1 protein-coding gene (running past one end of the window) is annotated in these 13905 nt (G+C 57.0%); it reads left to right on the top strand.

Annotated features, from left to right (window positions below; all coding sequences use genetic code 11):
• Nucleotides 1-13905: the final stretch of a hypothetical protein gene (locus GH984_RS10460; RefSeq protein ID WP_216643667.1), read on the top strand. It extends 17376 nt beyond the left edge of the window; only the last 13905 of its 31281 coding nucleotides appear in the window; the start codon falls outside the window, past its left edge; the stop codon is at nt 13903-13905.

The raw sequence follows: 13905 nt of genomic DNA, 5'->3' as shown, positions 1-13905 counted from the left end.
CTCGCTATCAAGCTGCCCGCCGATTCACGCATGATGGTGAAAGACGCCGACGGCACGATTGATTTGATCGCCGCGGGCGCCATTGATGTTTGGGGTTTTGCGGCGGTTGGCGGCGACTTTACGCAGACCTTTGATGCCGATAACGACCCGCTGAGCCTGACGGTCTCGACCACCAGCCTGGCGGGTGATGGTGCCCTGAACATCACGGCTGATGATCACATCAGCGTGCTGGGTGAGCTTCATTCCACCGGATTGATCGATGCGGCAGCCGATACGATTGAGGTGGGCGGCGCGGCACTTCTAAAGACCACCGACGCAGACAGTCTGATTCGCTTAGGCGTTCGCTTAGGCGCTGAGAACACCATTGTGGTGCAGGAAAAAGCGGAGACGGGTGATCCCGCAGCGATTCAATCGGCAGGCGCCGTCGAATTTAAGGTGCTGCGCTCTGATCAGCTCACCTTGGGCCAGAATCAGTTTGATGCGGCCAAGGGGGTAATCCTCCGGTCCTCCGAAGACTTATTGGTGGATACCAAGATCGATGGCGACACGCTGGGTGTTGGCCAGATTACGCTGGCCACCGATGGCTTGCTGACGGTAACGAGCGACGGTTACGTTGTGGCCGATGAAAGCGTGAGCCTAGAGGGCGATGAGATCGCTTTTGCCGGTGTGGCCGAAGTGCGTCAGGCAGACCCAACGGCCTTGTCACACTGGCAGGCGGTGAACGACTTCACCATTTCTGGTGAGTTTATCGGTGGGCGGTATCTGATTGAGGCCGGCGCCGATCTCACCCTTGAAAATGTGGTGGCCGATGTCGAGGCCTTCCGCCTGAAGTCAGGCGCCGATCTGACGCTGGGCAATTTCGCCACACAGGATCAGGTTGATGACAGCGCCACAATCGCCGACAGCGTGACCATCGAGGCGGCTTCACTGATCGGCCTTGAGGCAGATGGGCACTTAATGCTTGGCGGTAATGCCACGCTTGAGGCGACCGACACAGATAGCGAGTTCAATGTAAACGTAGGTTCAGCCCAATGGATTGGTGAAGGCCGAGCTGCCGAAATGGCCGTGGATGTGAGCAACACATTCACGTTGGGTGGCCCAGTCATTAGCTATAGCGGTGAAGAGCCTAATGCGTTGACCGATAGCCGAGCGGTGCTGGATGCCGTTGATCAGGTGCGCATCGATGTGGGTAGCAACTTTACAGTGAATGACGCGCTAATCACAGCGGATGCGCTTGATTTGGGCAGTGCCGGCCAGCTCGTGCTGGCGGGTGGCACGGTATCGGCTTTGAGTGATCTTACTCTGCGTGGCGACTCGATTGTGATCGATTCTTCGCCGGTAGTTGGCGCGGGCGGCAGCATTACGGCCGTGGCTGAAAAGTCATTGATGCTGCGGACGCATTTGGGTGCTCAATATGACGATGAAACAAACCTTGTTGATTGGGTAGACAGCATAAGCCTCACGTCGAACACTGCTGACATCTCCATCGGTAATGGCGCCACGGATATCGATGGCGATACGGTGACGGTGCTTAATGCGGGTGCGATTTTCGCCAATAACCAGATTGAGCTTGATGCCAGCGGGCAGGTCAACTTACTGGCTGGCGCAGCCTTGGAGGCGCGGGATACCGGCTCGACATTGCGCGCCACGGCTGACGCTGAGCTATTCGTGGCCGGATCAGCCGATTTGTCCGCCGGCGGTTTGCTGCATCTGGCTGGTGAGGTGGTGACCATTCAGGGCGATGGCGAAGTGACTGACACGGGCGCAAGCGCTGAGCTGCAGGTCCATGCGGTTGATCAGATCGTGATTACCGGTGCGCTCGATTCGAGTGGGAATATCGAGCTGAAATCTGGCATTGATTTGAACAACAACGGCACAGTGCGAGTGCTAGAGGTGGGGCGTGCCACTGCGGCGGGCAATCTGGATGTTTTAGCAAGCGGTGCGGTAAAGCTGCGCGCCGATGTCTCTGGCCAGAGCTCAGAGCTGATTCGCGTGCCGACTCTGGTTGATCGAACCGTGTATGAGCCCGAGGTCAGTGGCTATCAAGACACCCTGGACGGCACCATCGTCATTCCCAAGGTGACCTGGAGTACGACCACGCAGCTTGAAGTAGTGGCACAGAAACGCGTTGTTGTGGGTGAGGAATTTGTTCGCCTAGACGCCACCCTTGAGCAGATTGGTTACCACAACGGGACTGACTTTAAAGAGTTCTTTGTTGAGGGGATTGGTGAGTCGGATGAGGGGGTCGATTACTCCAATGATGAGATCGACTGGAGCAATGCGGGTACCACGCTATTGCCTGACCGTGCCGCAACTGCTGTCTCGACAACCGATCCTAACGATCCGGATTATAAACGCTTCGACCAGCTCGACACCGCCCAGCGCCAGGCGGTATTGAATCACCTGGGCTACAAGCCGCTGTTTGACTTTAGCTACAGCAATGCCGAGAAGGTTACCGTCATCGACGGTACGGCCACCACGCAGGCCACCACGCCAAGTTGGTCGGGCAACAGCACACGCGTAATGAACCTTTCTGAGTCTGGCTGGCAGGATTTCTACATCCAGCTACCGCAGGGCGCTGAAGAAGACATCCAGCGCATCGTCTCCCAAGGCGCGCCGCAGTATCTGGTGGATGACGACACCCGCGAGGGAACCAACGACGGAGAATGGAAAACTGCCGCCGATTTCGGCGTGACGGTGGAGTACGTGAACGTCGATGATGATTCCGATGTTCAGACCACCTTTACCGAGGGTACGGATTACAACAATGCCAATATCGATTGGGAGAGCTTTGAGCTGAGCGAACCGGCAGTTGACGCTGGATGGGATGATTTGACGGATGCCCAACAAATTGCGGTGGCCAAGGAGCTGGGCTATCTGCCAGTGTTTGGTGATCCAACAGCGGACCTTGATGAACTCGGTGAGTGGGTCGGTACCGTCTTCGACACGGCTCAGGTGACATACACGCAGGAGGAATCTCGCTGGACTGAAGCGCTATATCCAACGAACCGAAGCTACCGGGTGGTGGAGACGGGGGCTGATGAAGCCTACTGGGAAGTGGGTTATGTGGATAACACCGGCAAGCGGTCCTTTGAGCTGCTTGATAGCGAAAAGACGCTCGAGTTGAGCTACACCCCTGCATGGGCGGAGAACTATGCAGCGACATCTGGCCCCGAGGAGGCGGAGATGGCAGCCGACTACGTCGGTGGTGGCGGATTTACTAACCTGATTAAGGCGGATCAGGATTACTTGGATGCGCTTGAGGATTACACGGCAAGCTTGACGCGCCAGGGTGAACGTGAGATCGGCGATCAGCTCGCGGCAAAATACGGATTTTTTGACGGAAGTGCCAGCCAGAGCTTTGAAGTTTCTTCAAGCGATCAGTCTAAATGGTCGCGAGAGATCTTGAGCGAGTTGGGTGACGGGAGTTATTCCGTTTACCGCAGTGATGGCACCCAGAGTGGTGATTTGATTGGCGCTGAGCAAAAAGACGATGTGACCGTCAGTATTTCTCCGGTCGTTAAAACCTCGGGTAATGTAGGTTTAGGGAGTGATACGTTCGCTCAAACGTTTACCCTTGAAGCTTGGATATATAATTCTCCCGACGGAAAGATTTTTGAGTTTGTCAGTGATGACGCCGGTAACACTCGGTCTATAGAAATTATTGACGGGAAGGCCATCTTTTGGTTATACCAAGGAGGAGACGACGTTTGGAGTGGAGTAACTTCAAGTTCTAGAGTCGATGTTACTCAGTACCGCCACGTGGTCGCGAAATACGCATACAACCCCGATTACCGTGCTCCGCTCATGTTGTTTGTCGACGGGAAAAACGACACTAATAAATATAAAGATTATAGTGATACCCTCACGCGCCCATACAACGTGGAGGGTGATTGGGAAATAGGCATTGCTGGCGCTGTAGCGCTCCGTTCCTATGATGTAGATATCTATAATTATTATCTGTCGGATAGCGGCATAAGAGATAACTACATTGCCGGAATATTTGGTGCATACGGCGATGGTAGCTATTCCGGCGGAACCCAAACTCAATCTCGGGCCGACTGGATTGCACAGGCCATTGACTTATCGCTTTCCAGAGACACTGCTGTCAGCAAGAACAACAGCTTTATGAGTTTCGCCGAAGGCGGTCAATATCGTGTTCAATACGATATTGACGGATCGACTTTAACGGCGTCTAAGATCAGTAAGAAGGATGTCACTACCGCCAAGGAAATCTTCTACGACTACGATTACGAATGGCAATCCACCGATGTTGACTTAAGAGATCAGCGGCTGAAGTTGGATTATCAGATGGTGTACCAGCCATCGGATGTAACCGGGTTGGTTAACGAGTTTGGGCTGAAGTCGCAGGAAGTCGCGACCGTCAGCGAGATTACGGAAAACGTCTGGAAGCGCACGCCCACCTATAGCCTCTCCGCGCAGACTGAGCAGGTGGCCGGCGTTGGAAACGAAACCCAAACCATCGCCACCTTCGCCGGCAATGCCCTCGATGCGCAGAACATTCGGATTGAAAGTGGCGCGGATGTCACCGTTACCGCGGTGGTCGAGGCCTCGGGCACGCTGGAGATCGACGCTGCCGGCACGGTCACAGCGCAGGGTCATAACGTCACGGCCGATGATGGCATTACCACCATCAATACCATCGCCGAGCTTACCGCTGGAACAAGCCTGGATATTTCAGCGGGTGGGGATGTTGACCTGGCGGCCACGTCTGTTTTGACCGCACAAGGCCCGGCCGGTGAGGTCGCCGTGGCCGCCACGGGTGATGTGACACTGCGTGGTACGGTCCTCGGCAGCGATCTGGACTTTGAGGCGGGCGTAAACCTGACGCTGGTGAGCACCGCGGTCCTCGAGGGCTTGGGCGAGGCCAACTCCGACACCCTGGCACTCGCCGCGGGTCAGACCCTCTCCCGGACGGCCGGTGAAACCGCTCAACACAAGGCGTATCTGGCGGTCGATCATCTGATCGTCGATGTGGATGGGCAGACCGCCTTGGATCTGAATGGGCTGGATACCCTTACGCTCAAGGGCGAGGGCGGCGATCTCCAGATCAGCCATCGCGGTGCCCTGAATCTGAACGCCGAGGCCACGGATTCCGACATCAGCCTGACCAACTGGGGCGATCTGAGCCTGCTGGATCTGAACCTTAGCGGTGACACGGCCGATAACCGTCTCGAGATTGAGGTGAAGACGGAGTTCTCATCGAACGCCGTGGCGACGCAGGCCGGCATTGTGGTGCGTGATCTGGTGAGCACCGGGTACGTCGCGCTCACCGCCGCCGGCACGCTCAGCCACGAGAGCGCAACTTCGACGGCCATTGAGGTCGATCATCTTGATCTGGATTTGGTGGGTGATGCCGATCTGCGCACCCTGGTTGGTCGGTTGGATGCCAAGATTGAGTTTGGTGACCTCACGCTGGATCAGGGCTCAGGCGTTTTGACGCTTGATGAAGTGCGCGTGATCGGTGGTGATCTAACGGTTGACTCGGATGCCGGCATTCGCCTGGAGGATGTGCAGCTGAGCGGGGTGGCCGAAGCTCGAGGGGACGGTGAGACCACGAATGCCGGCGACACCCGTGATATTACCCTCGATGCGGCCAACATCGTCGATCGCGTCGGCACCGCCACGCTGCGCACGACCGCTGGCGATATCCTGGGCCTCGGCGGGCTGGATGTGGCACAGCTCAGCGCGGATGAGCTAGTGCTTGAAGCTGCCACCGGCATTGAAGGTCTGGCCATTAGCGCCAACCGCCTGACCACGGCCACCAGCACCGGCGGTGATCTCACCCTTCGCCACCTGAGCGCGGATGAAACGCTGAGCATCGGCGACTTGAGCCTGGCCGGCAGCGGCACGCTGACGCTTAACACCGTGGACGATCTTTATCTGGATGACGCCAGCAGCGTGAGCGTGAATAACGGCACGATCCGGCTGGAGTCTGAAACCGGCAATATTACCGTGGACGAGCCCACCGGCTGGTCGAGCAACTCTGATGACTCGATTGCCGGCTATAAAGACTTGAGCTTTATCGCCACGCTGGGCGTAGTCGATCTCCACCGCCAGTACGCCACAGCAGACGGCACGCTCGAGTACCGCGCCGCGGGGTTCCAGTTTGATGGTGAAACGGCCTTTACTGAGAATCTCAGCGCGGAAACCGTGATCATCCACGCGGTGCATGGTGATCCAACGGATCTGGACAAGAGCACCTTTGGTGAGACGCTGACCATCAATGCGGATATCGCCGCCGAGTCTCGGGTTGAACTGATGTCTGATCGCGATGTGCTGGTCATTGGCGACATTACGCACAGCGACGGTGGCGACAATCAGATTGATACGCTGTCGATGCGGGCCAATGGCCTAGCGACAGTTGAAGTGCAGGATGTTGATGGTGATGGCAACGGCATCGTAGACGGGGGTGGCAATGCAGTTACGAGCACGCGTACCACCGGTGATATCACCCTCAACACGCAAGCCTTGTCAGTCGACGTCTTTGATCTCAGAGCCGATGCCAACATCGCCATTGCCACCCAGGATGACTTAACCCTCAAGGGCAATTTCCTGGCGCTTGAGGGCTTCTCGCCCGTGGAATCGTTGCGGGTGGATGTGCGCGGCACCGATGGCACACCGTCGGTGTTGGATTTTGCCAGCGGCGTGCTGAAAGCCACTGATAGCATCAACCTGGTAGCCGATGAAATTCAGATGAACGTGGGCAGTCTGCTGCAGACGCGAGATCTGATAGTCGATGCCGGCTTCGATGTGATGGTCAATACCCGAGTCGACACGCTCGACGCCTATTCAGCCGGTGGCACCGTGGAAGTGCGTGAGGCAACCGACCTGGAGGTCCAGCGCCTGGGCAGCGGTGGTGGCGATGTTATTCTTAATGCGCGCGGTAATCTGACGCTGCACGATGTCTGGATCGATGCCGATGGGCGTGATGATGACAGTGGGCAGACCATCGGCAACCGAATTATCGTCAGCAACCTGGGCGATATTGCGCTGGCCGCCGTAGAAGCTGGTCGGGACGATGTCGATAAGCTGCTCTCCGAGGTTCAGATTAATACACGGGGTGCTGTTAGCCTGATTACCGGCACCGCTGGCGCTGACAATCACATCATTGCCGCCAACGCCAAAATTAATGATGGCAAGCTCAAGTCTGGTAGTAGCGATCGTCAGGATGACTGGGCACAAGGCTCTGGCCAGTCTGGCCTGAATGTGGCCACGGCAGACGGAACCTTTGATTACAACGCCACTGAAAACGCCGCCAATGCCCTGCTTGACCTCGAAGGCAGCGATGGCAACGCGGTGCAGGGCGATTACGTCATCAGCTTGCCATCGGACGATCCAAGCTTTGGAGAGGGTAGTCTTGCCACGCTCACCTCAAAAGCAACGGGCGATATTTTTGTGCTGGAGTTGCCGCTTGGTGATGCTCAGGGGCTAGACCTTGAGAGCCTGAATGGCAAAGTTATGTTGGCTGGAGACTTTGGTCGCGCCGATTCAGACATCCGTCTAAGCGGTCAGTCTATTGATGCCGGCGGCACCATCACCGCACAGAATTTGAGCGTTAAGCTCTCAGAAAACGCCACACTCAATACTCAAGCCAGTGGTCTCAGCCTAGAGAACGGTCAGGCCGTGGATTTGGTGATCCATCAGTCGGGTGAGCTCAGCAGCGGCGACGTTGAACTCCAGGGCGGCAGCCATCTCACGCTGAATGCAGATAACAACGTGCAGCTAGCCACGCTCAAATCCGCCAATACCGATTCTGAGCAGCTGGTTGTGGTGCTGCGGGGTGATGGCGGTTCAAACTTCGCCCTGACCGATGGGCTGGATATGACCGGTAGCATTGATGCTGGTGATCGCGCCTTCACGGTGGATGCCGATACCAGCCGCCTGGAGGGTGATTTGATTGCCGGTAGCTTTGTGCTGGTCGGCTCAGGTAACACCGCCGTGTTGGATGGCACCGTCACCGCCAGTGATGCGGCCGGCATCACCATTGATGACTCCCTGCGCGCAGTCGATGCGCTGACCCTGAAGGTCACGGATAACACCGCTGATATTGTGTTGGGCCGAGCAGCTGATCAGCTCAGCGAGGGCCAGGCTCCATTCTATCTGGCCAGCAACGGTGACAGCGATCTGGCCACCCTGCGCCTAGAGCTGGCCGGCGGTGATGCCGTGTTCCACTCGGTGATTGATGCGGGCACTGGCACCAGCCCAACTACAGACCGCCTTGAAGGGCTTGAGATTGACGGGGCAGAGGATGTCACCTTTAACGAAGCGCTGGAGGTGGCCGGTGATGTCACCATTAACGCCACTGGTAATGTGAACTTTGCCAAGGGCGTGACGCTACATGATGGCGGTTCGCTGACGATTAATGGCGCGCAGGATGTGCGCTTCACGGATGGCCTGCTCACGCTGCAGGCCAGCAGCGGCGAGGCGGGTGATGTCACCATCAATGCGGCTGAATTGCTCACTGGTGATGGCAACACCGCGGAAGACTTCGTGATTGACTATGACCTTAGCGGCAGTGCCGAGGGCGGCGCGGTTACTCTGAATGCGGTGCTGGGCGCGGATAATCTCCTGCAGGACTTAACCATCGATAACGCCGCTTCAGTCAGCCTTGACAAGGCCGTGACGGTGCAGGGCAATGTCGATCTCACCACCGATACGCTGGTGGTTGATGCGGCGCTTAATTCTACTAGTAGCGGATCACTTGCAGTGACGGCCGCCACGGCCAACCGCGATATGGCGGTGGATGTGGCTACAGAGCAGGCGGATACCCTAACCCTGACCACAGCCGAGATTGACCGCCTCTCTGGCTTTGCCAGCCAGCGCCTTGAAGCAACCGGTCAGCTCAGCGTGGGCGTAGCGGACACCACCTTTGAGCTGTCTCGCGACACCGAGCTAGTGAGCGGTGGCGCCATGACCCTGAATGCCATTGGCTCGGCGGATGGCAGTGCGCGCGATCTGCTGCTGAATTCAGGCACGGGGAACCTTGAGCTCAATGCCATTGACCTGACGGGCGATCTTAGCGTTGTGGCGGTGGGTGATATTACCCAGGCAGCGGATACCACCATCGATATCACCGGCCTTGCCGATCTGACCACCACGGGCAATAACATTACCTTGGGCACCGGCAGCGATGCCTTTACCTCAGGTACCCTGCGGGTGAACGCGGCAGACGTTACCGTAGTGGATACGGATGCCGGCATCACCTTCAGCGGCGATAGTGATATCACCGGTGCGTTGAACTTAACCGCGCAAAACACGATTACTGACGATACGGCTGCCACGCTATCCGTTGCAGGCGCCGCCACCTTTAATGTGGTCTCCGAGACGGGCGATATCCTACTCGATAACGCCAACCATCTTGATGACGTGATCACGGTAACGGCGGCCCGCGATGTGGTGCTCAAGGATACCGATAGTGGCATCACGCTGGGCGCTATGGACATTGGCCGCAACCTGACCGTAACGGCTGACGGCAACATCGATCAGGCAAATGGCACCAGCATCGATGTCACTGGCCTGGCCGATCTGACCGCCACGGACTATGACATCACCTTGGGCACCGGCAGTAGCGATGACTTTACCTCCGCCACCCTGCGGATGAGTGCGGATAACGTCACTTTGGTAGATACGGATGCCGGCATCACCTTCAGCGGCAATAGCGTAATTACGGGTGATCTGGATCTAACCGCGCAAGACACCATGACCGATGGTGATAACGCGACGCTGTCGATTGATGGCGCAGCCACCTTCAACGTGATTTCCAGCACCGGCAACATCCTGCTTGATAACGCCAATCATCTTGATGGCGTGATCACGGTGACGGCGGCCTACGATGTGGTGTTGAACGATACCGATAGTGGCATCACGCTGGGCGCCATGGCCATCGGCCGCGACCTGAACGTAACAGCAGCCGACAACATCAATCAGGCAACCGGTACCGATATTGATGTCACTGGCCTGGCCGATCTGACCGCCACGGGCAATGACATTACCTTGGGCACCGGTAGCGACGACTTTACCTCCGCCACCCTCCGGGTGAGTGCGGATAACGTTACCTTGGTAGATACGGACGCCGGCATCACCTTCAGCGGCAATAGCGCAATTACGGGTGATCTGGATCTAACCGCGCAAGACACTATTACCGATGGCGATGCCGCCACGCTGTCTGTCACCAGGGCGGCCACCTTTGAAGTGAATGGTGGAGATGGTGATGTGCTTCTCGACAACGCGCACCGTCTCGATGGCGTCGTCACAATTACAGACGCCACCCATGTGAATCTGCACGATGACGATGACGATGACGATGCCGGCATCATGCTGGGCAACATCGATATCACCGGTGATCTCACGGTCAACACCAGCGGCTTGATTGATCAGGCTACGGATACGCGGTTTGTGGTGGGTGGCAATGCGGTGTTTGATGCCGAAGCCGCGGCCATTAATCTTACCGCTACCAATAATGCCGTCACCGGCACGGTGGCGCTGAATAACACCGGCACTGATGCCGTGGCCTTTACGCAAACTGGTGCACTGGCGCTCGCGGCCTCCAATGTGGGTTCGGGGGCATTAACGCTTATCGCCACTGGCGCCATTACCCAAACGGGCGCCTTGGTACAGGCCGAAGAGGCTGAAGGCACGGCTCTAACCGTGGCCCGCTTTGCAACAGACGGTGCCGCCATTACGCTTGACCACGCCGATAACGAGCTTACCCAAGCGGTGTCGGCACAAAATACCGGCACAACGAATAGCATTCATATCGTCAACAGCATCGATACGGCGCTGGATGATGTGGACACCGCCGGTGATTTCACCATTCACGTGAATGGGGCGCTGACTCAATCGGCCAATGGCGTGTCGGTAGGCGGGCTCACGGATCTGACGGCAGACAGCATTCGACTGGGTAATAACCCCTCGTTTACCACCAAACAGGTGACGTTCACCTCGGATGGGGCCGTTGAAATTAATCACACGCAAAATAATGATGCCAAGATCGTCGGCACCAACACGGCGGCCTCGCTGATCCTGCGCGCCGATGGCGTAATTACCAGTGCAGCGAATGCCAGCGTTACGGTCACTGGGGATGCCAGCATTAAAGCTGACAACCTGAATAGTGAAGACGATGCGATTACGGTTGGCACAGAATCAGATGAAGTCTTCTCGATTGGCGGTGAAGCCTGGTTCCAGGCCGGCAATAGCGGAGATATTACCGTTGGCGGCGATGGCACGGTCAACTTTGGCAGCCTGCGCCTGACCACCGATGGCGATGTCACCATTAACGAAAACAGCAGCACGCTGTTGAGCAATGCCAGTGTCATCGGCTCGCTGGATCTGACCTCAACCGGAAATATCACCGACGGTGATGCGGAGGCATCTGATGCAGCCACACTTACCATCACCGGCGCGCTAACGCTCGAAACCGATACCGAGTCAGACATTCTGCTAGATAACGGTCACGCAGTAGGCGGTATTGTTACCTTTACCCAATCGCGCGATGCCACCTTAATTACCAATAGCGGTAATATCCGCCTGGGCAATGTTGATGCCTCCCGCAACCTCACGCTTAACAGTGCGGGTGGTATTTCGGCCGAGGCGGACGTCGACATCAACGTGGCCGAGGTAGCCACCCTGCAGATTGGTGATAACTCTGATCTGACCCTGGGCGCCGATAACAATGTCTCCTTTGGTGCGCTGCAAGTGGTGACGGGTGGTAATGTCACCCTTGAGCTTGATCGGGCCCTGGAGTTCTCAGGCGCCAGTTCTATCACTGGCAACTTAGACCTAGACGTGGCGGGTACCATTGGCACCCGTGATGGCGGCAACTTAAGTGTGGGTGGCACGAGCAAGCTGGTGGCGGAGCGCGATGAGGATCCCCTGAACATTATGCTAACCAGCAACTTGAACGAGTTTGCTGGTGCGCTTGAAATTGCCGGTGAAGAGGTACAGATTGCGGCATCCGGCGCGGTGGAGTTGGCCGATGTGTCAGCCTTGAGTTTTGATCTCAGCCTATCCGGTGCGCTGACGAACACGGATGATGCCGATATCGATGTCATCGGCAATGCCACGCTAGAAGCAGCCAGCATGGACCTGGGCGGCCAAGCCAACGCCAGCCTAAAAGCCGGTACCTTTACGATCACCAGTGATGGGCTAGTTAAGCTGACTCATGTTGACGACACCCTATTTGTGGGTGAGAACACCATGGGTGCGCTTGAGCTGATCTCCCGCGGGGAGATTACCGATCAAGACGATGGTGGTGTAACGAGCCTGAGCATTACCGGTCAAACCACACTGACCGCGCAGGCAACTAATCAAACGTTGTTCGTCATCACCTTAGATAACGGTAACGACTTTGGGGGTGCATTTAACGTGCTAGCCGCCGAGTCGCTGCGCGTAAATGACGTGAATACCCTGCAGCTGGGTAACGTGGCGGTGCCTGAGGCCGAAGTAAGCGCCAATGGCATGATCACCAATGTGGCCGGTGCGCAGATGATCATTGATGAGCAGCTCACACTATCGAGCGCGAGTGCTGATTTGGGTGATCAAAATGGTGACCAGCTTGAAGCGAGCCTGTTTAACATCACCACCACGGGCGATGCGGTGCTTAGCGTGGATGGCGCGGCCGTGCTGGCCGCTGATAACTCCATCGGAGGGCTTTTTGACCTAAGCGCTACCGGCGAGATTGATGACGGTGGCAATGCCGTACTGGATGTGACCGGCACGGCGCGTTTTGGTGCGGCCGGCTCACCCATCACACTGGAGAATGATCACCGCTTTGGCGACCTGGAGATTACCGAGGCCGGTGGTCTTGTATCGGTGAATATGAGCGGCGATTTGGTGGCCAACGGCATTAATGCCGATGGAGCAGTTAGCCTAACTTCTACCGGCGCCATGACGCTCAGCGGCACGGTGCGCGCTCAGGGCTTAACCGCAACAAGCGGTGGGGCGATTACCAGCACAGCGGATATCACGCTGGGTGGCAATGCCGACTTGCGGGCCCGCGGAACGATTGACTTGGGCGGCTCGTTGAATGCACGTGCAGTTAACCTAAACGCCAGCATCATTCAAATGCAGGCGGATGGTGAGATTCGCTCTGGTGGCGGGCTCATTAACTTGCGCTCCACAGCGGCGCCGATGGTGCTTGGCCAGTTAACCACCGGCGGAGAAGTGCGGCTTGATGCCGGTGGGCATCGGGTGATGAGCGCATCGGGCAATATCGGTGTGAACGTTCAGGCCGGTGTGTTAACGCTCTCTGCACTGCCGCATACCGTTACCGGCTCAGCGCCCGGTGTGCGTGGGCAGTTGCTTGATTTAGAAAGTGAGCTGATTAAAGTTTCTGCAAACTCAATTCGCCTACCCGCTGGATTTGGTGATCGGCTGAGCCTAATCGATAGAGATGGCAACGGCTTCCTCTATCAAAGTGGCCCGCAAAACCAGGGCGTGTTCTTGATTTCGGTAGGTAATCGCGCCGGGCTAGCACCATGGCTAGACCGGGAGATACTGCTTCGCTCATACGGGCTTGGGGCGGCGCTTTCAGAGGATGCGGCAGGCCCTAACAACTCACTGTTGCTTGATAGCCGAGCAGGCTCATGGTTTGGTCAGGGCATGCTTGAGCGTGATCGCATGTCGCGCTCTAGCTTCCTTTCGGAATGGCGTGAAAGCATGTGGGGTGATCGTGAGTCACAGACCCTTGTGGGAAGTGGCGCGCGAGATAGCCTGCTGACCATGCGTTTACCGGGTGATCTCTGGCAGCCTGGCTATAACCTCTGGGGCCTAGGCACCGGCAGCTTGGTGGTTAACCACTACGGTAGCTTACAATTCTGGAGCCTCGGGCAAACCCTGCCCGATCTGCTGGATTTTGATCTGATTGCTACGCCGACACTCTGA

This window comes from Spiribacter salilacus, assembly GCF_009649225.1.
Lineage (GTDB): Bacteria > Pseudomonadota > Gammaproteobacteria > Nitrococcales > Nitrococcaceae > Spiribacter > Spiribacter salilacus.
This window is presented reverse-complemented; position numbering and strand designations above follow the sequence as displayed.